At 61.0% G+C, this 23,713-nt stretch carries 21 protein-coding genes; 8 read left to right on the top strand and 13 right to left on the bottom strand.

The genetic code is table 11. The features are described from left to right. Positions 1-404: 404 nt before the first annotated feature. From tcyN to M2401_RS27070, 4 genes are all read right to left on the bottom strand, one after another. Positions 405-1,148 carry an L-cystine ABC transporter ATP-binding protein TcyN gene (gene tcyN, locus M2401_RS27055; protein WP_259108218.1) on the bottom strand — a complete coding sequence of 248 codons (744 nt, stop codon included), beginning with the start codon at positions 1,146-1,148 and terminating at the stop codon, positions 405-407. 2 nt (positions 1,149-1,150) lie between these two features. Further along, complete coding sequence (gene tcyL, locus M2401_RS27060; RefSeq protein WP_259108220.1) at positions 1,151-1,819, bottom strand: cystine ABC transporter permease; 669 nt, start codon at positions 1,817-1,819, stop codon at positions 1,151-1,153. Then, on the bottom strand, positions 1,816-2,613 hold the full coding sequence (gene tcyJ / locus M2401_RS27065; protein WP_259108231.1) for a cystine ABC transporter substrate-binding protein: 798 nt from the start codon (positions 2,611-2,613) through the stop codon (positions 1,816-1,818). Before tcyJ ends, tcyL begins: the two co-directional genes overlap by 4 nt. Positions 2,614-2,781: 168 nt before the next feature. Further along, the gene (locus M2401_RS27070; protein WP_259108233.1) at positions 2,782-3,780 is read right to left on the bottom strand and encodes a D-cysteine desulfhydrase; all 999 of its coding nucleotides are present in this window, start codon (positions 3,778-3,780) and stop codon (positions 2,782-2,784) included. A gap of 196 nt (positions 3,781-3,976) precedes the next feature. Between M2401_RS27070 and epsC the strand changes: the two genes are divergently transcribed. From epsC to M2401_RS27095, 5 genes are all read left to right on the top strand, one after another. Next, the gene (gene epsC / locus M2401_RS27075; protein ID WP_259108235.1) at positions 3,977-4,948 is read left to right on the top strand and encodes a serine O-acetyltransferase EpsC; all 972 of its coding nucleotides are present in this window, start codon (positions 3,977-3,979) and stop codon (positions 4,946-4,948) included. Positions 4,949-5,160: 212 nt separating this feature from the next. Then, positions 5,161-5,457: a pyrroloquinoline quinone biosynthesis protein PqqE gene (locus M2401_RS27080; protein ID WP_259108237.1), complete on the top strand. Its 297-nt coding sequence runs from the start codon at positions 5,161-5,163 to the stop codon at positions 5,455-5,457. Between the two features lie 385 nt (positions 5,458-5,842). Then, positions 5,843-7,648: a phenylacyl-CoA dehydrogenase gene (locus tag M2401_RS27085; RefSeq protein ID WP_259108240.1), complete on the top strand. Its 1,806-nt coding sequence runs from the start codon at positions 5,843-5,845 to the stop codon at positions 7,646-7,648. A 353-nt stretch (positions 7,649-8,001) separates the two neighbouring features. Beyond that, positions 8,002-9,300: a GGDEF domain-containing protein gene (locus M2401_RS27090; protein WP_259108241.1), complete on the top strand. Its 1,299-nt coding sequence runs from the start codon at positions 8,002-8,004 to the stop codon at positions 9,298-9,300. 322 nt (positions 9,301-9,622) lie between these two features. Further along, positions 9,623-11,401, top strand: a complete 1,779-nt coding sequence (locus M2401_RS27095) for an acyl-CoA dehydrogenase C-terminal domain-containing protein (protein ID WP_259108244.1) — start codon at positions 9,623-9,625, stop codon at positions 11,399-11,401. A gap of 361 nt (positions 11,402-11,762) precedes the next feature. On the opposite strand, the gene M2401_RS27100 is transcribed toward M2401_RS27095, so the two are convergent. Further along, positions 11,763-12,671, bottom strand: coding sequence for a LysR family transcriptional regulator (locus M2401_RS27100; protein WP_259108246.1), 909 nt, complete (start codon positions 12,669-12,671; stop codon positions 11,763-11,765). A 101-nt stretch (positions 12,672-12,772) separates the two neighbouring features. Between M2401_RS27100 and M2401_RS27105 the strand changes: the two genes are divergently transcribed. From M2401_RS27105 to M2401_RS27115, 3 genes are all read left to right on the top strand, one after another. Beyond that, on the top strand, positions 12,773-13,471 hold the full coding sequence (locus tag M2401_RS27105) for an MOSC domain-containing protein (protein ID WP_259108247.1): 699 nt from the start codon (positions 12,773-12,775) through the stop codon (positions 13,469-13,471). Then, positions 13,468-14,730 (top strand): aspartate aminotransferase family protein, encoded by a 1,263-nt coding sequence (locus tag M2401_RS27110; protein ID WP_259108250.1) that lies wholly within the window; start codon positions 13,468-13,470, stop codon positions 14,728-14,730. The genes M2401_RS27105 and M2401_RS27110 overlap by 4 nt, the downstream gene beginning before the upstream one ends. Before the next feature lie 288 nt (positions 14,731-15,018). Next, positions 15,019-15,180 (top strand): YqaE/Pmp3 family membrane protein, encoded by a 162-nt coding sequence (locus M2401_RS27115; protein ID WP_081564967.1) that lies wholly within the window; start codon positions 15,019-15,021, stop codon positions 15,178-15,180. A gap of 172 nt (positions 15,181-15,352) precedes the next feature. Here the strand turns inward: M2401_RS27115 and M2401_RS27120 are convergent, their stop codons facing one another. From M2401_RS27120 to M2401_RS27155, 8 genes are all read right to left on the bottom strand, one after another. Beyond that, positions 15,353-17,209 carry a S9 family peptidase gene (locus M2401_RS27120; protein WP_259108253.1) on the bottom strand — a complete coding sequence of 619 codons (1,857 nt, stop codon included), beginning with the start codon at positions 17,207-17,209 and terminating at the stop codon, positions 15,353-15,355. Beyond that, positions 17,175-18,335 (bottom strand): pyrroloquinoline quinone biosynthesis protein PqqE, encoded by a 1,161-nt coding sequence (pqqE, locus tag M2401_RS27125; RefSeq protein ID WP_259108256.1) that lies wholly within the window; start codon positions 18,333-18,335, stop codon positions 17,175-17,177. Before pqqE ends, M2401_RS27120 begins: the two co-directional genes overlap by 35 nt. Further along, positions 18,307-18,582 (bottom strand): pyrroloquinoline quinone biosynthesis peptide chaperone PqqD, encoded by a 276-nt coding sequence (pqqD, locus tag M2401_RS27130; RefSeq protein WP_259108259.1) that lies wholly within the window; start codon positions 18,580-18,582, stop codon positions 18,307-18,309. Before pqqD ends, pqqE begins: the two co-directional genes overlap by 29 nt. Further along, a complete protein-coding gene (gene pqqC, locus M2401_RS27135; RefSeq protein WP_259108260.1) occupies positions 18,579-19,334 on the bottom strand; it encodes a pyrroloquinoline-quinone synthase PqqC in 756 nt (251 codons plus the stop codon). Before pqqC ends, pqqD begins: the two co-directional genes overlap by 4 nt. 142 nt (positions 19,335-19,476) lie before the next feature. Beyond that, on the bottom strand, positions 19,477-20,388 hold the full coding sequence (pqqB, locus tag M2401_RS27140; RefSeq protein ID WP_259108262.1) for a pyrroloquinoline quinone biosynthesis protein PqqB: 912 nt from the start codon (positions 20,386-20,388) through the stop codon (positions 19,477-19,479). A 140-nt stretch (positions 20,389-20,528) separates the two neighbouring features. Then, on the bottom strand, positions 20,529-20,600 hold the full coding sequence (gene pqqA / locus M2401_RS27145) for a pyrroloquinoline quinone precursor peptide PqqA (RefSeq protein WP_124086857.1): 72 nt from the start codon (positions 20,598-20,600) through the stop codon (positions 20,529-20,531). A gap of 42 nt (positions 20,601-20,642) precedes the next feature. After that, complete coding sequence (gene pqqF / locus M2401_RS27150; RefSeq protein ID WP_409033992.1) at positions 20,643-22,862, bottom strand: pyrroloquinoline quinone biosynthesis protein PqqF; 2,220 nt, start codon at positions 22,860-22,862, stop codon at positions 20,643-20,645. Positions 22,863-22,914: 52 nt separating this feature from the next. Then, on the bottom strand, positions 22,915-23,712 hold the full coding sequence (locus tag M2401_RS27155; protein ID WP_259108276.1) for a carbon-nitrogen hydrolase family protein: 798 nt from the start codon (positions 23,710-23,712) through the stop codon (positions 22,915-22,917). Position 23,713 lies beyond the last annotated feature (1 nt).

Below are 23,713 nucleotides of genomic sequence, written 5' to 3' on the forward strand. Positions count from 1 at the left end.
AAGGGGTATTGAGTGGTAGAATACCGAAAGTTACGACAGGTATTGCAATATGTTGGACGATAATATTTGCAATAAAACAATGACGTTAAACCTTTCGCCGCCACCGAGCTAATGGGGTTATTGCGAGGCTGTCAAGAAGTGGCGTGAGTAAAATGCGCTGAAAGAGTGAAGTCGGAAATTTCCCACGGATGTCAGGTTGTTTATTTACTTTTTATTTATTGGTTGACCTACCGCAGGTGTTGCGGATTGCCTTTATGGTGCTGGATAGAAGTTTTTCAGTATGTGAGGGTGTTTAAGTACTGCCAATAAATGGTGTGCGCAAGTGTGTATCCAGGGTGATTCGCAAGGCTGAAAACAAGGTAAAAAAAGCGCCCGAAGGCGCTTTTTTGATGCTGCGGTGCAGATCAGTTACGGCTGCGCTCGAGAAATTGCCGGGTGCGTTCCTCACGAGGGTTGGCAAACAGGGCCTTGGCCTCGCCCTGTTCGACGATGACGCCCTTGTCGATGAAGATCACCCGGTTGGCCACGTCTCTGGCGAAGCTCATTTCGTGGGTCACGATGACCATGGTGCGCTTTTCTTCGGCCAGGCTGCGGATGGTCGCCAGCACTTCGCCCACCAGCTCCGGGTCCAGTGCCGAAGTCGGCTCATCGAACAGAATGACTTCCGGCTCCATGGCCAGGGCCCGGGCAATCGCTACCCGCTGCTGCTGCCCACCGGACAGACGCCGAGGATAAGACTCTTCCTTGCCAGCCAGGCCAACCCTGACCAGCAGCTTGCGACCCAGTGCGAGCGCCTGTTCCCGGGCCATCTTCTTGACCACGATGGGCCCTTCGATGACGTTTTCCAGCGCGGTGCGGTGGGGAAACAGGTTGAAGTTCTGGAACACGAAGCCGACGTGCTGGCGCAACTGGCGAATCAGCCCTTGCTGCTGGCTCAGCGGGCGACTGCCATCGACGGCAATGTCGCCGACCACGATCTTGCCGCTGCTCGGTTCTTCGAGGAAGTTCAGGCAGCGCAGCAGGGTAGTCTTGCCCGAGCCGCTGGGGCCAATAATGGCCACCACTTCGCCGGCCTCGACCTTGAGATCAATGCCCTTGAGCACCTGCTGGCCTTTGAATTCCTTGGTCAGCTTTTCGACCACTATCATGCTCATGACTCCAGATCATGCCGATTGACCCGCGCTTCCAGACGGTTCTGCAAATGCGCGAGCAGGCTGGCGAGGATCCAGTAGATCAGGGCGGCGGCAAGGTACATGGTGAAGATTTCGAAGGTCCGGGCGGTGATCAACTGCGCCTGACGGAACAGCTCCGGCACCTGAATGGTGGCTGCCAGGGCGGTGTCCTTGACCAGTGAGATAAAGCTGTTGCCCAACGGCGGCAGGGCAGTGCGCGCAGCCTGTGGCAGGATGGCCCGGCGCATGGTCTGCGCGCGGGTCATGCCGATACTGGCGGCTGCTTCCCATTGCCCGCGGTCCACGGCACCGATGGCGGCACGCAGGATTTCGCAGGCATAGGCACCCATGTTCAGGGAGAAACCGATCAGCGCTGCCGGCAGGGGATCGAGTTCAATCCCCAATTGCGGCAGGCCGTAATAGATCACGAACAGCTGTACCAGCAGGGGCGTGCCGCGAAAGAACGACACGTAGACCCTGGCAATACCACTGAGCAGGCGCAAGCGCGACAGACGCATCAGCGCCAGGCCGAAGCCCAGCACCAATCCGAAGAACATCCCGCCCAGGCTGAGGATTACTGTGTAGTACGCGCCCTTGAGCAGGAAGGGCGCGGAGTCCAGCGCGAGCTGTAGGCTCTCTTCAATCATTTGGTCACGTCAGCGTTGAAGTACTTCTGCGACAGCTTGGCCAGGGTTCCGTCGGCGCGCAGTTTATCCAGGGCTTTGTTGAGCGCGGCGAGCAGTTCCGGCTCACCTTTGCGCAGGGCAATACCGGCTTCCTGACGGGAGAACGGTGCGCCGGAAACCGACAGGGTGTCCTTGGTCTTGCCGACCAGTTCCAGGGCGGCCAGACGGTCTACCAGAATGGCGTCGATACGGCCTACACGCAGGTCCTGGTACTTGGTCGGATCATCGTCGTAGGTCTTGACGATGGCGTCCGGCACATTGGCCTTGAGCCATTGCTCGTAGTTGGTGCCCAGACCGACGCCGACCTTGTGGCCTTTGAGGTCTTCTGGCTTGTCGAACTTGCCAGCGTCTTTCTTCTGTACCAAAGCCTGGATGCCGGAAACGGTGTAGGGCTCGGAGAAGTCATACTTCTTTTTGCGCTCGTCGGAGATGGTCACCTGGTTGACTACGACGTCCAGGCGCTTGGATTCCAGGGCCGCGAGGATGCCGTCCCACTTGGTCGGTTGCAGCTTGACCTTGACGCCCAGCTCCTTGGCCAGGGCTTCGGACAGCTCGACTTCGAAACCGGCCAGTTTGCCGTCTTCACCGACGAAGCTGAATGGCGGGTAGGTGCCTTCCAGGCCGACGTTGAGGATGCCGTTCTTCTGGATGGTGGCGAGCTGCTCACCGGCAGTGGCTTGGGTCATCAGGCTGGCGCCCATGACCAGACCCATGGCGGAAACGAGCAGTGTGCGGCGGATGGCAGACAGATTCATACGAGCCCCTTGTTTTAGGAATGTTTTGGCTTGAAGCCTTTAACCAGCTTTTGCGGCACTTGAACAGCCCCCGTGCCTTGGGCCGCGACTATAGAGAGGCGGCCCATATGAAATAAAATAATTAAAATCTATGTGTTTGTTCGTTTTGGGTATAAGTGTCTATGGCGGTCAGTCGCCGAATACCCCGGGATAAGCAAACAGCGCCGGGGCACCGCCGGTATGCAGGAATATCAGCGGGCCGTCGTCGAAACGCTGGCGACCGATGCCGTCGAGCAAACCGGCCATGGCCTTGCCGGTATAGACCGGATCGAGCAACAGACCTTCATGGCTGGCGACCAGTTTCACGGCGGCCAGGGTGCCCGCATTGGGCTCGCCGTAGCGCGGGCCGTAATACTCGTCCCACAGGTGCACTTTAAAGGCGTCCGGCAGCGGCACGCCCAACAGCTCGGCGGTGCGTTCGGCCAGGCCCTGTACTTTCGGGAACTGGGTTTCTTCCGGACGCGACACGGTGACACCCACGACAGGCAGGCCCGGCAGCTCTTCGGCCAGGGCCAGTGCCAGGCCGCTATGGGTGCCTGCGCTGCCCGAGGCCAACACGACTGCAGCGAAATCCAGGCCGGTCATTTTGATCTGCTCGGCCAGTTCCAGCCCGGCCCGCACGTAACCCAGGGCACCGAGGGCATTGGAGCCGCCGATGGGCACCAGATATGGCTTCTTGCCGCTGGAGCTAAGGCGCGCAGCGACGGCCTGCAACTGTTCATCGGCGTTATCGAGGTTTTCCACCAGTTCGACCCGGGCGTCGAACAGGTCCAACAGCAGGCGGTTGCCGTTGTGCAGGTAGTTGCTGTCTTCACTGGCGATGGGGTTTTCCAGCAGGGCTACGCAGCCCAGGCCCAGTTGCGCGGCCAGCGCAGCGGTCTGGCGGACGTGGTTGGACTGGATGGCGCCGGCGGTGACCAGGGTGTCGGCACCCTGGGCCAGGGCATCGGCGGCCAGGTACTCGAGCTTGCGCAGCTTGTTGCCGCCCAGCGCCAGCGGCGTGGTGTCGTCACGCTTGACGTAGATATCGCGCCCCGCCCACTCAGACAGGCGTTCCAGTTTCACCAGCGGCGTCGGCGCACCTAGCAGGTCCAGGCGGTTAAAGCGGGCGAGCTGTTGTTTGATCATGAGGGTCGATGAGCCGTACAGATAAGTCGCAGGACTATAGGGCAGAGGTTTCCCCCACATCAACCGTCACGTACTTATGCGATGAGCGCTTAAGCTCTACACAAATTGTTATTTTTTCCCCATAAAAGTTTGCCGTAGAGTGGCCGCATCAGCGGTCGCCACCATAAAAGGCCGCGTCCTGTCAGGAGATGTCAGCGTGAGCGAACTAACCAAAGCCGCCGTCAACGGTCGCTCCAGTCATTGGCAATTGCAGGGCATCGTCAGCCAGCTGCGTGAAGCACGGGCCGACTGGCGCACCCGCAATGGCCGGGTCAGCGGCGAGCATGGCGGCCGCGAACTGCCTTCGCGCGCGGCCATGGCGGAGATCCTCGAAGCCCTCAGTGGCGCGCTGTTCCCCATGCGTCTGGGGCCGGTGGATCTGCGTGAAGAGAGCGAGGATTTCTATGTCGGCCATACCTTGGACGTGGCGCTCAACGCGCTGCTGGCCCAGGCCCGCCTGGAGCTGCGCTACGTCGCCCATCAGCGCGGCGAGGACGTGTCCGGCCTGGACCAGAAAGCCCTGGAGTTGATTCAGGGTTTTGCCACGGCCCTGCCGGGGATTCGCCTGTTGCTCGATACCGACGTGCTGGCCGCCTATCACGGCGACCCGGCCGCCCGCAGTGTCGATGAAGTGCTGCTGTGCTATCCGGGGATCCTCGCGGTGATCCATCACCGCCTGGCCCACTATTTGTATCGCGCCGGCTTGCCGCTGCTGGCGCGGATCAGTTCGGAACTCGCCCACTCGGCCACCGGCATCGACATCCACCCCGGCGCGCAGATCGGCGCCAGCTTCTTTATTGACCACGGGACGGGTGTGGTGATCGGCGAAACCGCGATCATTGGCGAGCGCGTGCGTATCTATCAGGCGGTGACCCTGGGCGCCAAACGCTTCCCGGCCGATGAAGACGGCCAGTTGCAGAAAGGCCATGCGCGTCACCCGATAGTCGAGGACGACGTAGTGATCTATGCCGGTGCGACCATTCTTGGGCGCATCACCATCGGCCAGGGCTCGACCATTGGCGGTAATGTCTGGCTGACCCGCAGCGTACCGGCCGGTTGCAACCTGACCCAGGCCAACCTGTTGCAGGCGCAGAGCGACGACGGCTGCCAGCAGAAGGGCCGGGAATGATCCAGGCGGTGTGACCCACGTCGCAATTGGACGTGCTGCCTGTCGGGTTGGATTGAACAGGCGGCACCCCAGCCTCATGCTAAGGCCTTGTATGATGCGGGCTATGGTTGCCATCTATGAGGCGGCTAACTGCCATTAGTCTTTTTGTCGGGTATTCCGCCTCTATTGCTGTTTCAATAGCCATGTTCGCTTTCTGAACAGAGGATCATTCCATGCAAGTGACATTGAACAACTCCGTTTACCCGGGCCTCAGCGCCATGCAGGTTGGCGAGACTCGTGTCGATCAGGCAGCCAGTCAGCTCGCCAACAACAACATCGAAATCTCTGGCCGCAGCCAGTCTTCGGATTTCCAGTTGGAGCGTTTGCGCGCGGTTGACCGTTCCCAGCGTTCGGATTTGGCGACTAACGTCGTTGAGTTGGAGTCGGGCAAGAACCAGGTTCAGGCCGGTGCCGCTGTGCAAAAGGCCAGCGACGAAATGCTCGGTACATTGATTAACGTAACTGCCTGATCAACGTAACTGCTTGATATAGCCCCTTCTTGCCGTGCGAATCTGCGCACGGCAGCCGTATGAATCTTTCGCTATCACTTCCTTGTATCGCCCTCGCAACACCTTCCTGCTCAACTAGACTTTCTGTTATCGCACAAATCATTGTGGGAGCGTGGCTTGCCCGCGAAGAAGTCAGTGCATCCCATCTATTCTTCCCAAGCCAAAATTCGCTTTCGCGGGCAAGCCACGCTCCCACCTAAATCGACGCAGCCCGCTTGACAAGATTTGGGCGTAAACGTATGTTTCAAACACCCGTTTGATCGACAGGCATCAGAGAGTTGTCCGGTGCTCTTCATCGCACCGATCGGTCACTCATTCCAGGATTCATCAGCAGAGGTTTATCGCTATGCCTGAATACAAGGCCCCCTTGCGTGATATTCGCTTCGTACGTGACGAACTGCTCGGTTACGCAGCTCACTACGAAAGCCTGCCGGCTTGCCAGGACGCTACGCCTGACATGGTGGACGCCATTCTCGAAGAGGGCGCCAAGTTCTGCGAGCAGGTACTGGCTCCGCTGAACCGTGTAGGCGATACCGAGGGCTGCACCTGGAGTGAAACCGGCGTGAAGACGCCGACCGGCTTCAAACAGGCATACAAGCAATTCGTCGAAGGCGGCTGGCCAAGCCTGGCCCATGACGTCGCTCATGGCGGCCAGGGCCTGCCTGAGTCTCTGGGCCTGGCAGTCAGCGAGATGGTCGGTGAAGCCAACTGGTCGTGGGGCATGTACCCAGGCCTGTCCCATGGCGCGATGAACACCATTTCCGAGCACGGCACGCCAGAGCAGCAAGACGCTTATCTGACCAAACTGGTTTCCGGCGAATGGACCGGCACCATGTGCCTGACCGAACCGCACTGCGGCACTGACCTGGGCATGCTGCGCACCAAGGCCGAGCCTCAGGCCGACGGCAGCTACAAGGTGTCCGGCACCAAGATTTTCATCTCCGCCGGTGAGCACGACATGGCCGATAACATCGTCCATATCGTCCTGGCCCGCCTGCCCGATGCACCGGCCGGCACCAAAGGTATCTCGCTGTTCATCGTGCCCAAGTTCATTCCTTCGATCGAAGGCAGCATCGGTGAGCGCAACGCCGTCACTTGCGGTTCCATCGAACACAAGATGGGCATTCACGGCAACGCCACCTGCGTGATGAATTTCGATGGCGCGACCGGTTACCTGATCGGCCCGGCGAACAAGGGCCTGAACTGCATGTTCACGTTCATGAACACCGCGCGCCTGGGTACTGCGCTGCAAGGCCTGGCCCACGCCGAAATCGGTTTCCAGGGCGGCCTGAAATACGCTCGTGAACGTCTGCAGATGCGTTCCCTGACCGGTCCGAAATCTCCGGAAAAAGCCGCTGACGCGATCATCGTGCACCCGGACGTACGCCGCATGCTGCTGACCATGAAGGCTTTCGCCGAAGGTACGCGGGCCATGGTGTACTTCACTGCCAAACAGGTCGATATCGTCAAGTACAGCGAAGACGCCGACGCCAAGAAAGCCGCTGATGCACTGCTGGCTTTCATGACGCCGATCGCCAAGGCCTTCATGACTGAAGTGGGCTTCGAGTCCGCCAACCATGGCGTACAGATCTACGGCGGCCACGGCTTTATCGCCGAGTGGGGCATGGAGCAGAATGTTCGCGACAGCCGCATTTCCATGCTGTACGAAGGCACCACCGGCATCCAGGCGCTCGACCTGCTGGGCCGCAAAGTGCTGATGAGCCAAGGCGAAGCACTGAAAAGCTTCACCAAGATCGTCCACAAGTTCTGCCAGGGCAACGAAGGCAACGCTGCTGTTCAGGAGTTCGTCACCCCGCTGGCAGCACTGAACAAAGAGTGGGGCGAGCTGACCATGAAGATCGGCATGGCCGCCATGAAAGACCGCGAAGAAGTGGGCGCGGCCTCGGTGGACTACGTGATGTATTCGGGTTACGCCTGCCTGGCTTACTTCTGGGCTGACATGGCGCGTCTGGCAGCAGAAAAACTGGCCGCTGGCACCACTGAAGAAGCCTTCTACAACGCCAAGTTGCAGACTGCTCGCTTCTACTTCCAGCGCATCCTGCCGCGTACCCGTACCCACGTGGCCGCGATCCTGTCGGGTGCCCACAACCTGATGGACATGAAAGAAGAAGATTTCGCACTGGGCTACTAAGTCCCCGTTGCGTTTTTCTCAAAGGCCGCCTCCCTGTATGGGGAGGCGGCTTTTTTTTTCCTGAAGAACCCTGTTGGAGTGAGGTGTGGGAGCGAATTCATTCGCGAAAGCTCTTGCCTGTTCTGATAAAGGTGGATGTACCGACGCCTTCGCGAATGAATTCGCTCCCACAGGGCATCGAACTGTCCCAGACGGTTAAATAACCTTCATGCAGCGCCGATAAACCTTTTCCCTTTCCTGCCGTTAAAGAAAGAAGCCTGCTATTTAGTACTACTGAATGCATTAATCATCCGTTGAGGGCACAATGCCATCATACGAGTTCTTTACCCTGGTGCCGGGTAGGAGACACCCCCTTGCTGCGTTCTTCAGCTACACGCTTCAGCCATTTCGTGCCCTCATTGGTGCTTCTTCTCGCCGGGCTCGCAGCCGCCTACGTCAAGGACCTGAACGTCTTCTTCACTTCACTGTTCAACGTCCTGCCGACCCTGGTGCTGCTGCTGGGCGGAGCCTACTGCACGGTGTACCGGCGCCAGCGTGAGCTGTTTCTGATGCTCACGGTGTACGTCGCCTATTTCCTGCTTGATACCCAGACCGATTACTACCGGGACAACGGCAAGGTCCGCGAAGACGCGGCGGTGGTGTTCCACCTGATCTGCCTGTTGCTGCCGGTCTTGTATGGCGTATTTGCTGCCTGGGAGGAGCGCACGCACTTGCTGCAGGACATGGTGGCCCGCGCCGCTGTGCTGCTGGCGGTGGGCGGCGTCGCCCTGGGCCTTGAGCAGAGTTACCCGGAGGCGCTGCTGGCCTGGCTGGCGGACATCCGCTGGCCAGCGCTGCACGGCTCGTGGATGAGCCTGATCCAGCTTTCCTACGCGATGTTCCTGCTGGCCTTCGGTTTGTTGATCACCCAGTACGTGCAAAAGCCGCGGCCCTTGCATGCGGCGCAACTGGTGGGGCTGCTCGGGCTGTTTTGGGCCTTGCCGAAAACCTTCATTCTGCCGTTCACCCTGAATATTCTGTGCAGCCAGGTGATGCTGATGATCGCCGCTGCGGTAGCCCATGAGGCCTATCAGATGGCCTTCCGCGACGAGCTCACCGGTCTGCCGGGGCGTCGCGCGCTCAACGAACGGATGCAGCGCCTGGGCCGCAACTATGTGTTGGCCATGGGCGACGTCGACCACTTCAAGAAATTCAACGACACCCATGGCCATGATGTCGGCGACCAGGTATTGCGTCTGGTGGCGAGCAAACTGGCGAAGATCACCAACGGCGGCGGGCGTGCCTATCGCTATGGCGGTGAGGAATTTGCCATTGTCTTCGCGGGCAAGACGGTGGAGGAATGCCTGCCGCACCTCGAAGTTATCCGCGAGTCCATCGCCAACTACAGCATCCAGCTGCGCAACCCTGACAGTCGCCCCCAGGACGATCTGCAGGGGCGGCAGAAGCGTGGCGGTGCAGGGGCTTCTGCGGTTTCGGTGACTGTCAGCATCGGCGTCGCCGAACGCCTGCCGGAACACCGCACGCCGGACGAAGTGCTCAAGTCTGCCGACCAGGCGCTTTACAGCGCCAAGGGCGCAGGGCGTAACTGCGTCATGGTATTTGGCCAGCAGAGCAAGCGCGGCGCAGTACGGGCGCCGGAGATGGCGGGGTAATCATCTCTGTGCGATACAAACTGGGGGATGAGAGCGACTCAAGTGGGTGCCAACTGTGGGAGCGAATTTATTCGCGAAAGCGACATTCCAGGCGACGAATATCTATTGGATGCACCGGCCTCTTCGCGAATGAATTCGCTCCCACCGTTGCAGGCGATACGGTCATCTGCTTTGTGACCAAAATAAGATAAATGGTCACTACTTGACCCTATGTGTCGCAAATGATCTTGGGATACACTCGGCCGCAATCGACACTGCGGCTCTGAAACTTGTGAGCCGGGTCATTCCCCCAGGATCCAGCTCCTGTTTTGCGAGGTATGCCATGGCTGACTACAAAGCCCCCCTGCGCGATATGCGCTTTGTCCTCAATGAAGTCTTCGAAGTGTCCAAGCGCTGGGCCCGGCTGCCGCAACTGGCAGATGTGGTCGATGCCGAAACCGTCGAAGCGATTCTTGAAGAAGCCGGCAAGGTCACCAGCAAAACCATCGCGCCCCTGAGCCGCGCGGCCGACGAAGAAGGCTGCCACTGGAAAGACACCGCAGTCACCACGCCCGCCGGTTTCCCCCAGGCCTACCAGACCTACGCCGAAGGCGGCTGGGTGGGTGTCGGCGGCAACCCTGAGTTCGGCGGTATGGGCATGCCCAAGGTGGTCTCGGCCCAGGTCGAGGAAATGCTCAACTCGGCGAGCCTGGCCTTCGGTCTATATCCGATGCTGACGTCCGGCGCCTGCGTATCGATCAATACCCACGCTACCGAAGAACTGAAAGCGACCTACCTGCCGAACATGTACGCCGGCACTTGGGCCGGGTCGATGTGCCTGACCGAAGCCCACGCCGGTACCGATCTGGGTATCATTCGCACCAAGGCCGAGCCTCAGACCGATGGTGCCTACAAGATCAGCGGCACGAAAATCTTCATCACCGGCGGCGAACACGACCTGACCGAGAACATCATCCATCTGGTCCTGGCCAAGCTGCCCGATGCGCCAGCCGGCCCTAAAGGCATCTCGCTGTTCCTGGTGCCCAAATTCATGGTCAATGCCGATGGCAGCCTGGGCGAGCGCAATACCGTCAGTTGCGGCTCCATCGAGCACAAGATGGGCATCCAGGCCTCGGCCACCTGCGTGATCAACTTCGATGGCGCCACCGGTTATCTGGTCGGCGAGCCGAACAAGGGCCTGGCGGCGATGTTCACCATGATGAACTACGAGCGTCTGGGCGTCGGCATTCAGGGCCTGGCCTCGGGTGAGCGCTCCTATCAGAACGCCGTGGACTACGCCCGCGACCGCTTGCAAAGCCGCGCGCCGACGGGTGCGCAGCAGAAAGACAAGGTGGCCGACCCGATCATCGTCCATCCGGACGTGCGCCGCATGTTGCTGACCATGAAGGCCAACAACGAAGGCGGTCGTGCGTTCTCCACCTACGTGGCCATGCAACTGGACACCGCGAAATACAGCGAAGACGACGCCGAGCGTGAACGTGCCGACGCATTGGTCGCCCTGCTGACTCCGGTCGCCAAGGCTTTCCTCACCGACCTGGGCCTGGAAACCACCGTACATGGCCAGCAAGTATTCGGCGGCCATGGCTACATTCGCGAGTGGGGCCAGGAGCAACTGGTGCGCGACGTGCGCATCACTCAGATCTACGAAGGCACCAACGGTATTCAGGCGCTGGATCTGGTCGGGCGCAAGATCGTTGGCAGCGGCGGGGCGTACTACAACCTGTTCGCTGACGAGATCCGTCAGTTCATCGCCTCATGCGACAGCTCTGTCAGCGAATTCACCAAGCCCCTGAGCGCCGCCTTGACCACGCTGGACGAACTGACCGGCTGGGTACTGGATCGCTCGCGCAACAACCCCAACGAAATCGGCGCCGCGTCAGTCGAGTATCTGCATGTCTTCGGCTACACCGCCTACGCTTATCTGTGGGCGATGATGGCCAAGGCCGCACTGGGCAAGGAACAACAGGAAGACTTCTACGCCAGCAAACTGGGCACCGCGCGCTTCTTCTTCGCTCGTCTGCTGCCGCGCATTCACTCGCTCAATGCGTCGGTGCGGGCAGGCAGCGAATCGCTGTTCCTGCTGGACGCGTCGCAGTTCTGATGATCTGAACGCGAGTGTTCGTGCGGCTGGCGCGCAACCCAATGTAGGAGCTGCCGAAGGCTGCGAAGACGGTTTGACGAATAAACCCGATCGCAGCCTGCGGCAGCTCCTACAGATCCCGTTGCAGTTAATCAGCGGAAATGAATTTGTAAGCATTTGCTTACACGCCGTGGTGCTGTTTGGCCATATCGGCAAAATGGATCCAAAGCTAATCTACTTCACATGGACGTCGCGCAGGATGCGCTTAAATAGATAACAGGGACACGTAGGGAAAGCCTGCCAGGATGGTGGGACGAAAGGGATATCACGGGAAACCATATGCAAAACCCCGCTTCGGCGGGGTTTTCTTTGTGCGCGCGATTCAGGTCGGCGCCAAGCCTTCCAGTGGTGCCGTGCGCACATCTTCCAGCAACGAACGCAGCAACTCGATGGTTGCCTGCTGGCGCTGCGCATCGCGATAAACCAGACCAATCTGCAAAGGCACCCTTGGCTCGCTGAGAGGCTTCCATAGCAACTCAGGGTTTTGTTGCGCTTGTCGGGCGCGGCCGGGTAGCACGGTGACCAGATGGGTGTGTTCCAGGCTGTCGAGAATCACCGCCATGCTGTTGAGCTCGGCCTGCACGTGAGGTCGGCGCCCCAGATTGGCCAGCTGCGTCTGCCACAACTGGCGAACCTGAAACTCCTCGCCCAGCAATAGCATTGGCAAGTCCGCCGCTTGATTCAGCGACACCTTTTTGAACTCGCGCAACGGGTGGCTGGCGGGCATGACCAGTTGCAACTCGTCTTCGTACAGCAACAGGCTGTGCAGGCCCGGTTGGCGCGGCGGCAGGTAGCTGATGCCGATATCCAGCGAGCCATTGAGCAGGCGTCGCTCCACTTCCATGCCGGTCAGCTCGTAGATCTGCACTACCAGGTGCGGCTGGGCCTTGCGGATGCGTTCGAGCATCTGCGGCACCAGGCTGGGGTGCACGGTCTGCAGTACGCCGATGGCCAACGTGCGCAGGGCCTGGCCCTTGAAGTGACGCAAGGCCTCGCGGGCGCGCTCCATGCCTTCGAGCAACGGCACCGCATGGTTGTACAACGTATGGGCCGCCAGGGTCGGCAACAGGCGTTTGCTGCTGCGTTCGAACAGACTGACATCCAGGCTGGTTTCCAGATGGCGGATCTGCTGCGACAAAGCTGGTTGCGATAGCGAAAGACGCTCCGCAGCCCGGCCCACATGGCCTTCTTCAAACACCGCGACGAAATATCGCAGTTGCCGCATATCCATAAGTAACTCTTATCGAAAAAGCTCGAAAATCGAAATGGCCGGACGTCGCTCGTGGGCATAGTCTAGCACCTATTCCAAGGGCGTGAGGGCTAAAAATCGTGATGGGCAACGTGACTGTTGATGGTGTTTACATAGGGAAAGCGAAAAACCTAGGTCACGGATTGATCATTGATGTCGACAAGCAGCGCCTTGACCGCCGCATCTGGTTGTGGCCACAGGGCCTCGGCACTGATGAGCATGGCGACCCGCGCTTCCATACCGGCCCCGAGCGGGCGGTGCATCACTACCCGGCCGAGCACTACGCCTACTGGCGCAAGCTTTATCCGCATATCGACTGGAGCGCGCCAGCCTTCGGCGAAAACCTCGCGACCCATGGCGTCACCGAAGAACAGGTGTGCCTGGGCGATATGTTTCGCTGGGGCGGCGCCTTGTTGCAAGTCAGCCAGCCGCGCTCGCCCTGCTATCGTCTCAGCCAGCACTGGGGTCTGCAGGATTTGCCACAGGAGGCACAGGACACGGGGCGTTGCGGCTGGTTCTATCGTGTGCTCAAGCCCGGTTTTGTCAGCGCCGAGGACTCCCTCGAACTGATCCAGCGCAGCTATCCCGGCCTGACCGTGGCTTGGGCCTTACGCAGCTTTTTTCTGGAGCCGCTGGAGCACAGCAACCTGAAGAAGCTGGTGGATTGCTCGGCGCTGTCTTCACGCTGGCGCGACATTGCCCTCAAGCGCCTGCGCAGCGGTCGGGTCGAGGATTGGACCGACCGTTTGCTCGGCCTGCCACTGGAAGGGTTGCGCGCATGAATCTGTTCAAGTTGCGACGCCCGGTCATTGATATTGACGACGCCACCCAAAGCCAGGCCTTGCCCGCGCAACGCCGGGATATTTCCAGCCGCCATCTGATGCCGGGTGCCGAGCGCAGTGATCCGGTATTCGTCCGTGGTCAGGGCTCGTGGCTGTGGGACTGCGAAGGCCGCCCGTACCTGGACTTCAACCAGGGCGGCGCGGTGAACAGCCTCGGCCACAGCCCGGCCGTGCTGATTCGGGCCTTGAATAATCAGGCCATGGCCCTGATCAACCCCGGCGCCGGCCTGCACCATCGCGGCGTGGTCGACCTGGCGCAACGTCTGTGCGAAAGCACCGGTAGCGATCAGGCCTACCTGCTCAACAGCGGCAGCGAGGCCTGCGAAGCCGCGATCAAGCTGGCGCGCAAATGGGGCCGGATCCACCGTGGCGGCGCCATTGGCATCATCACTGCGCGGCAAGGCTGCCATGGCCGCAGTATCACCGCGCTATCGGCTTCGGGCTACGAGAATGGCCTGCCCGGCTTCAGCCAGGTGCCATTCAACGATCTGGCTGCGCTGCACAGCGCTGTCGATGCCCAGACCGTGGCGATTATCCTCGAGCCAATCCAGAGCGAAGCGGGGGTCATCCCCGCCACCCATGACTATCTGCAAGGCGTGGCCAAGCTGTGCCGTGAACTGGGCATCCTGCTGATCCTCGATGAAGTGCAGACCGGCATTGGCCGCTGCGGCACTTTGCTTTGCGAAGAGACCTACGACATTCGCGCCGATATTGTCGTCCTTGGCAAAGGCCTGGGCGGCGGTGTGCCTCTGGCGGCCTTGCTGGCGCGAGGCAAAGCCTGCTGCGCCGAACCGGGTGAGCTGGAGGGCAGCCATCATGGCAATGCGCTGATGACGGCCGCCGGGCTGGCCGTGCTGCACAGCGTGCTGGAGGAAGGTTTTTTGCAGCGAGTACGCGAGACCGGCGAGTACCTGCAACAGGGTCTGACCCGTCTGAGCCTGCGCTATCAACACGGCGAAGTGCGCGGCCAGGGCCTGCTCTGGGGCATGCAACTGGATAGCGATTCAGCCGCTGCCGTGGTCGCCGCCGCACAACTTGAGGGCCTGCTGCTCAATGCCCCGCAAGCCGACTGCCTGCGCTTCTCCCCGGCTCTGACCGTCAGCCGCGCCAATATCGACGAAATGCTCCAGCGACTGGGTCGTGCCTTCGCCCGGGCCCGGACCGCCCGCCTGAATCAAGGCCGCAGCCAACCGGCCTGATCTCTCTGTGTAAACCGAACCGTCGCGTTAGTAACGCGTTGCCCCGCACCGGAGGTCTTGGTGCGGGGCTTTTTTATTGCGAAAGCGGCGATACCCTGTAGGAGCTGCCGAAGGCGGCGAATGGAGTCATCTGACACACCGCTTTCGCAGCCTTCGGCAGCTCCTACAGGGGAAGGGGATGACCTCATGATACTGGCTCGATGCCATTTCCCCGTGGAACCCTGATGCAGCCTCAAGGTCGATTAGCTATAGGGCGTAATTGAACGCCCACCATCAGGAGCCTGACCCATGGATATCATCCGTATCATCATCGCCATTCTGCTGCCGCCGCTGGGTGTGTTCCTTCAGGTCGGTTTTGCCGGGGCGTTCTGGCTCAATATCCTGCTGACGCTGCTGGGCTACTTCCCCGGCATCATCCATGCGGTCTACATCATCGCCAGCCGTAAATAGGCCCGTTCAGATTTAAGCAAGCCGCGGGACCCGAAGTGAAAGCATGTCCCGCAGGCGCCGGCTTGCTGGCAATTGCTTTTGACCAGCCGATGAATGTGTCGGCTGTTCTACCGCATCGCCAGCAAGACGACTCCCACGTTAGCGCCTTAGCGCCAGGGCGTGACCCTGACGATCAATGGCTACTCTGCCGCCGCTCCCCCTCCAGCACCGTCTGATAGAACGCGCACTCCTTCTCCAACGCATCGGCCTGGTTTTTGGCCTTGCGGAAGCCGTGCTGTTCGTCGGGATAGTAGTGGGCTTCGACGCGGGTGCCGTTGCTTTGCAGGGCCTTGACCATGGTGCGGGTCTGTTCCGGGACGACCACGACGTCGAGTTCGCCCTGGAAGAAGATCACCGGTACGTGAATGCGCGCGGCGTGGAGCAGCGGGGTGCGGGTCTGGTAGCGCTCCGCCTCCTTGTCCGGATCGCCGATCAGCCAATCCAGGTATTGCGCCTCAAACTTGTGGGTGACCTTGCTCAGTGCAAGCGGGTCGCTGACGCCATACAGGCTGGCGCCGCCGCGGAAGACGTGGCGGAAGGCCAACGCGCACAGGGCGGTATAGCCGCCGGCACTGCCGCCGCGGATGAACGCCTGTTGTTCGTTGATCAGACCGCGCTCGGCCAGGTGGGTGACCACGGCGCAGGCATCATCGACGTCGGCCACGCCCCAGTTCAGGTGCAAGGCGTTGCGGTAGATGCGGCCGTAGCCGGTGCTGCCGCGATAGTTGAGGTCGGCCACGGCAAAGCCGCGCTGGCTCCAATACTGGATGCGCAGGTCGAGCACCGGATAGCAGGCCGAGGTTGGGCCGCCATGGATAAATACCACCAGTGGCGGTTTGGCCGCGCCGTTGATCGGCGGGTAGAAGTAGCCGTAGGCCTGGACCTTGCCGTTCGGGCCGCTGGCATAGCGCAGCGGTTGCGCACGGCTGATACGGGCGGCGGGCAGCGGTGAGCCGCCACCGGCAATCATCTTTGATTTGCGCGTCTTGCGGTTGATGGCAATGACGGTGGGCAGGCAGGTGGCCGAGGCGGCGACGCAGTAAATGTTTTCGTCGTCGATGGTCAGGCTGCGGAAGCGGCTATATTCGCCGCTGTAGTCGGTGACTACGCCATGGTTGTCACGCAGGCCCAGCACCGCAACGCCGTTTTCCGACCAACTGGCGAGGTAAGCCCCCATGTCGATGGCCAGCCAGCTACGACCGCCCAGTTGCCACGGCGCCGGGGCGTGGTCGGCATCGGCAGCCTTGAGGTGGGTCAGGCCGAACGAGCCTTCGACGCACGGCTGCCAGTACCCTTCCTGATCGCTCAGGCAGTACAGGCGGTTATGTGCATCGAAGCAGGGCTGCTGGATCGATTCTTCATCACGATCCCCAGCCAGGCAGCGCGGTTCAGACCAGCCGCCGGTCTCCAGACGCTTGCACATCATCAGCAATGTGCTGGTCCAGGGTTGATGGGGTTTGAACCATTCGACCCAGGCCAGGCGCTGGCCGTCCGGGCTCATGGTCGGCGAGGCGTAGAAATCGGCGCCACGGGCCAGGACCAGGCGCTTGCCGTCGCGGATGTCGAGGGACACCAGTTGATGGATGTCCTTGTCTTCCTCCACGGCCAGGACCAGGCCGTTGGAGAAGTGCAGGTCGCCGTAGCGCTTGCGCCCACGGGTGAGGGCCTTGGGCTCGCCTTCTTCGAAGGGCTGCACATAAATCTGTTGATCGCTTTCGTTGACGAAGATGACCGAGTCTTCCGTCAGGCAGAACGCGCCACCACCGTATTCATAGACCCGGCTGCGCACGCTGAACTCGGCAGGCGTCAGGCAGGTGATGGTTTCCTCGAACCTGCGCCATATTCGGCTGCTGCCCTCGGCGGGGCGATATTCATTCCAGAACAGGCCGGCCGGGCTGATTTGCAGTTCCGCAAAGTCAACGCCTGCCGCTACGGCCTGGGCTGCTGTGAGGGTTTCAGGATCTAGCGATGAGGCGCGAATTTCTGTCATTGCGAAATGCCATCTCGTCTATTTTTTGGCTAGCATACCCGGCTTCTTCGCGCGCTTGAATGATCAATTTATGATCTAAGGATTTTCCGCATACGGGGTCAGCATTTGCCGCATTCCCGGTCAGCATGAAGGCCTGACAACGGCAGCCGCCGAAGTCCTTTTCCTTCTCGTCGCACGAGCGGCAGGGCTCGGGCATCCAGTCATAGCCACGGAAACGGTTGAAGCCGAACGAGTCGTACCAGATGTGTTGCAGGTTATGGTCGCGCACGTTGGGGAACTGGATCGGCATCTGCCGCGCGCCGTGACAGGGCAGGGCGGTGCCGTCCGGGGTGACGGTGAGGAACAGGCTGCCCCAGCCGTTCATGCAGGCTTTGGGCCGCTCTTCATAATAGTCGGGGGTGACGAAGATCAGCTTGCACGGATGATCCTCGGCCGCCAGCTTGTCGCGGTATTCGTTGGTGATGCGCTCGGCCCGGACCAATTGTTCTTTGCTCGGCAGCAGGCCTGCGCGATTGAGGTAGGCCCAGCCGTAGAACTGACAGGTGGCCAGCTCGACGAAGTCCGCTTCCAGGGCCAGGCACAGCTCGATGATGCGGTCGATGCGGTCAATGTTGTGCCGGTGGGTGACGAAGTTGAGGACCATGGGGTAGCCATGCTTCTTCACCGCTTTGGCCATCTCCAGTTTGTGGGCGAAGGCCTTTTTCGAGCCTGCGAGCATGTTATTTACCTGCTCGTCACTGGCCTGGAAGCTAATCTGAATATGGTCCAGCCCGGCTTCCTTGAAGTCGATGATCTTTTGTTCGGTGAGGCCGATACCGGAGGTGATCAGGTTGGTGTAAAAGCCCAGGCGCCGAGCTTCGCGGATCAGCTCGGCGAGGTCCTGGCGGACCAGCGGTTCGCCGCCGGAAAAACCAATCTGCGCCGCGCCCATCTGCCGCGCTTCGGTCATGACCTTGAACCATTGTTCGGTGCTCAGCTCCTGGCCCTGCTGGGCAAAATCCAACGGGTTGGAGCAGTACGGGCATTGCAGCGGGCAACGGTAGGTCAGCTCGGCGAGCAACCACAGCGGCAGGCCTGTTTCGGGCTTGGGCGGCAGCTCAGGCAAGTTCGATCCAGTGTTCAGCACGGGCGACCTCCATGAATTGCTCGACGTCCTCACCAAGCTCCGGCACGCCGGGGAATTGCTCGTCGAGCAGGGCGATGATCGCCGCCACCGAGCGCTGCCCGTCGATCAGGCCACCGATGGCGGCGGCGCTTTCGTTGAGCTTGATCATGCCTTCCGGGTAGAGCAGCACATGGCCGTTTTGCGCCGGTTCGAACTGGTAACGATAGCCACGCCGCCAGTTTGGAATACGCTCGCGATCAAAACTCATAACTCGATCCCCCGGTGCCAGACCCGTTGGTCGGTGACGCTGTGATAGGGCGGCCTGTGCAGCTCGTAGGCCATGCTCATGGCGTCCAGCATGCTCCACAAAATGTCCAGTTTGAACTGGAGGATTTCCAGCATGCGCTGCTGGCCCTCAAAGGTGGTGTAGTGCTCCAGGGTGATGGCCAGCCCGTGCTCGACATCGCGTCGGGCCTGACTCAGGCGGCTGCGGAAGTATTCGTAGCCGCTGGGGTCGATCCACGGGTAGTGCTGCGGCCAGCTGTCCAGGCGCGACTGATGGATGAGCGGTGCGAACATTTCAGTCAGCGAGCTGCTGGCGGCTTCCTGCCAACTGGCGCGGCGGGCGAAGTTGACGTAGGCATCGACGGCAAAGCGTACGCCGGGCAGCACCAGTTCCTGGGAACGCAGTTGCTCCGGGTCGAGACCCACGGCCTCGCCCAAGCGCAGCCAGGCTTCGATGCCGCCGTCTTCGCCGGGTGCGCCGTCGTGGTCGATCATGCGCTGAATCCATTCGCGACGGACATTACGGTCCGGGCAGTTGGCCATGATCGCCGCATCTTTCAGCGGGATATTGACCTGATAGTAGAAACGATTGGCGACCCAGCCCTGAATCTGCTCGCGGCTGGCCCGCCCTTCGTACATGGCGACATGGAAGGGGTGATGGATATGGTAATAGGCGCCCTTGGCGCGCAAGGCCCGCTCGAATTCGGCGGGGGATAGTGCTGGGTGTTCGCTCATAATCCGTGTTCCCTGGCTGGACTTTATGGGAGCGAGGCTTGCCCGCAATGCGTTCTCTCTGGCCCAGGATATGTGTCGGTTGTCCTGGCCTCTTCACGGGCAAGCCTCGCTCCCACAGGATTTGTGTGGGTCGCTGGATTTGCTACAACTCGATACTCATCCCATCAAACGCCACTTCGATCTCGCGCCGCGCCAGTTCGGCCCTTTGCGGCGAGTCTTCGTCGAGGATCGGGTTGGTGTTGTTGATGTGGATGAGGACTTTACGCTGGCGTGGCAGACGCTCCAGCACGTCGAGCATGCCGCCCACGCCGCTCTGCGCCAGATGGCCCATTTCCCGTCCGGTGCGGGTGCCGACACCGCGCTTTTGCATTTCGTCGTCGTCCCACAAGGTGCCGTCCACCAGCAGACAATCGGCCTGCTGCATCTGGCCCAGCAGGGCGTCATCGACCTGACCGAGGCCTGGGGCGTAGAACAGCCGGCCGCCGGTCTTCAGGTCCTCGACGATCAGGCCAATGTTGTCGCCGGGATGCGGGTCGAAACGGTGGGGCGAATAAGGCGGTGCGGCACTGCGCAGAGGCAGCGGGGTAAAGCGTAAATTCGGGCAGGCGGCAATGGTGAAGCTGCCCTGCAGCTCGATGCGGTTCCACACCAGGCCGCCGTTCCAGTGCTTGAGCATGTCGAACAGCGGGAAGCCGGTGCTCAAGTCTTCATGGACCATCTCGGTACACCAGACCTGATGCGGGCAACCTTCGCGCAGGCTGAGCAGGCCGGTGGTGTGGTCGATCTGGCTGTCCATCAGGATGATCGCGGCAATCCCGGTATCGCGCAGTGCCCGGCCCGGCTGCATGGGCGCGAAGTTGTGCAGTTGCGCGCGGATATCCGGGGAGGCGTTGCACAGCACCCAGTTCACGCCGTCATCGGACAGGGCCATGGAGGACTGGGTGCGCGCTTTCGCGTTGAGGCTGCCGTCACGCAGGCCCGCACAATTGGCGCAGTTGCAGTTCCATTGCGGGAAACCACCGCCGGCGGCTGAGCCGAGAATCTGGATATGCATGGGCGTCTCAAATCCTTCTTTGTCGTAGGACCGGCTTTAGCCGGGAGGGCGCTCTCCCGGCTAAAGCCAGTCCTACCGGTCTCGCATCTACCGTGACATGAAAAAGCCCCGGCGAACCGGGGCTTCGTGCCGCGCTGTGCTCAACGGTTGGCGAAGTACATGGTCACTTCGAAGCCGATGCGCAGGTCTGTGTAGGTCGGTTTGGTCCACATAAGCGTTTCCTCCGGGTAAATGCCGCGATGGGCGTTACAAGGTTAGTCCAGCTGTGGCTGCAAACGTTCAGGCGTGTGTGTAGCGATGTATATGAAGGTTTGTTTAAGACGTATTGCGGCTTGTTGCAGGGTCGAAACGTCCAGTCGGGCGATGGCTCTTCGCAACGCTTCGAAGTAGTCATCGCCGTGTCCGGCCAGATGGGCTTGCCACAGCAACTGCGCGGCCTGGGCGCACTCCAGGGCCTGCGGTTCGAATTGCTTGGCCAGGGCCTTGGCCTGACTGGGCAGATCGGCGCTGGCAACAAGTCGTGGCAGGTCGTCGATAAACGCTTCGATATGCTCGGCCAATTGGCCGACGGGCGCCCCTGGCGATTGCACGCCGAATAACCAGCCGACCTGCCCGTTAAGCTGACGAATACCGCTGAATACCGCGTAACCCAGTTGCAGTTCGACCCGCAAACGCTGATAGAAGGGCGCCTGAGCCAGATGGGCGAGCAGACGCCAGGCCGCTTCAAAGGCCAGGTCAGTGCCGGGCGCCGGGCAGAACAACAGCAGGGCGTGCTCGGTTGAGTCGCAGGGATGAACGGACCAGTGTCGGCCGGGCTGAACGGCCAGAGGCGCATGGCTTGACAGAGATTCAGTGCCGGGCAGAGGTGTTGGCGGCAGCAATTGCGTCAGCGGTGCGCCGTGGGCAAAGGCGATCCAGTGGCTGTCTTGCCAGAGCAGTGACAGGTCTGCGGTTTCGCTGGATTGGTCGGGCAAGTTGTAATCCGGCAGGTGCTTGAGCAACTGACGAATGGGGATCGGTGGCGCTTCGTCGGCGGGCTCGTCCGGGTTCGGCGTCGTCAGGCAGCGCAGGGCGTCATCGACAATCGCAGCCATGGGCGCGGCGAGGCCGGTCAGGGTCAGTTGCCAGTAAACGTCATAGGCCATAAAGCTCAGGCTGACACCGGCTTCGTTGGCCTGTTCGGTCAGTGCGCCGAAGCTGAATTTGATCCTGCGCCAGAGCAGCGGGTTGGCGGCGGGTAGCTGCCAGCGCACAAATAGCGCGGCTTCGTCAGTGGCAGTGGCGGCCGAGGTAAGGAAGGGATTGGGCGCGGGTAATTGCCATCCGAAGGTTGTAGCAGGGGTTGGCCCCTGAAGCTGATCGAGCAGGGCGGCAAGGGCCAGGGCGCCTTGTTCGGACAGCTCGCCGGGCAATTCGCGGGCGTGGTGATGAGCCAGGTCCAGAGCGCTGCAGGTGTGCAGGCGCAGTTGTTGGCGCAGGTTGTATTCGTGGCGCAGGGCGGGCCAGTGGGTTTTGAAGAAGGTCAGCCAATCGAAAAATACCAGAGGCCCTTTCGCGGATGAATCCGCTCCCACCAGAGCGTATTGAGAACCTGTGGGAGCGAATTTATTCGCGAAGGCGGCGCCAACAACAGAGTCAACCTTGAGCAACGCCTGCCCGGCAAACTGATAAATCACCTGCGCTTCACCCAACCAGCTACAGAAAAACCCCAGCGCTTCATCCGCCCCGTCCGGCAATTTTTCGCAGGCAAACAACAGCGGGGCCGTCGAAGGCCTGTCGAACAACGGCGGCGGGGGAGTCTGGGCAATGCGAGCCCCCGGCGCAAATACCCCGCCCGCACTCAATGCTATCGCCCGCAACTCATCTAGCGACTGCGGCCCGGTCAGACAAAGGCGCATTTGCCCAGCCTGATAAAAGCGCTGATAGAAATCTTTCAGTCCTTGCTGAAACGCAGCGCCAGGCACCGGCAGACTGTAGCGATTACCGGCATGAAAGCCGCGCAGCGGGTGGCGCGGCGACAAGGCGGACAAGGTCTGTTGCTGCGCACGGGCCTTGGCATCCCGGGACCAGGCGATGAACTCGGCGTGCAGCACTTCCCGCTCACGCAGTTGCTCGTCCATTGTCATGCGCGGATGGGCGAGCATGTCGCACAGGCGCTCCAGACCCTGGGCCAATGCGTCGGGCGGCAGTTCAAAAAAGAAATCCGTGCAGCGCTCGCGGGTGCTGGCGTTGACCTGGCCGCCGTGGCGCTGGACAAAGGTCATCAGATTGTCGGCTGCGGCAAAGTGCTCGGTGCCGAGGAAAAACAGGTGCTCAAGAAAGTGCGCCAGCCCCGGCCATGCTTGGGGCGCATCATGGCTGCCCACTGCCACACGCAGGGATGCTGCGCTGCGTTTCAGGCGCGGCGCATGGCACAGCACTACGTGCAGGCCGTTGGGCAGGGTCAGGTCTTCGCGGGTCTGCTGGACAGGCATGGCTGGCAAAGGGCTCGGCAAAGGAGCCCTCATGCTAACGCGTTGGCGCGAATCAGTCGTTGCTCAGGCGCGTATACAACTCGGCCCGACGATCCTTGAAGTAAGGATTGAGCGTGCGCGAATCGTCGAGCAACTGTCGGTCCAGAGTACCCAGGATCAGCAATTCGTCGCGCCCGGCCAGGGCAATGCGGCTACCATCCGGCGCACACAGGCTGCTCAGACCGCAGTAGCGGATCTGCCCTTCGCTGCCGCAATAGTTGGCGTAGGCCACGTAGCACTGGTTTTCATAGGCCCGTGCACGCACCGTGACATCGGCGACGAAATCGTAGGGTTCCATATTGGCGGTCGGCACCAGGATCACATCGGCACCGGCCAGGGCCAGATCACGGGTGTTTTCCGGGAACTCGACGTCGTAGCAGATCAGCAGACCCAGGCGCCACCCGTTCAGTTCGAATATCGGCAGGGCGGTTTCGCCGGGGCTGAACATCGCCCGGTCCAGATCGCCGTACAGATGGGTCTTGCGGTAGTTGGCCAGGGTGTTGCCCTTGGCATCGATCAACTGCACGGCGTTATACACCCGGCCGTCATGGCGCTCGGGGTAACCGTACAGAATCGCGATGCCGTTGGCCTGGCCAATGGCGGCAATGCGACTGGCCGCCGGGCCGTAGTTCAATTGCGCCAGCTCCTGCACGGCGGCGGCACCGATGTTGTAGCCGCTGAGGTACATCTCCGGGCAGATCAGCAGGTCCGCGCCCTGTTGCGCAGCGATACGCGCCTGCTGCGCCAGGCGCTGCAGGTTGCCGTCTATATCCAGCGGCAGGGGCGGACATTGATACAGCGCGATACGCATG

This window comes from Pseudomonas sp. JUb42 (genome assembly GCF_024807945.1).
GTDB lineage: Bacteria > Pseudomonadota > Gammaproteobacteria > Pseudomonadales > Pseudomonadaceae > Aquipseudomonas.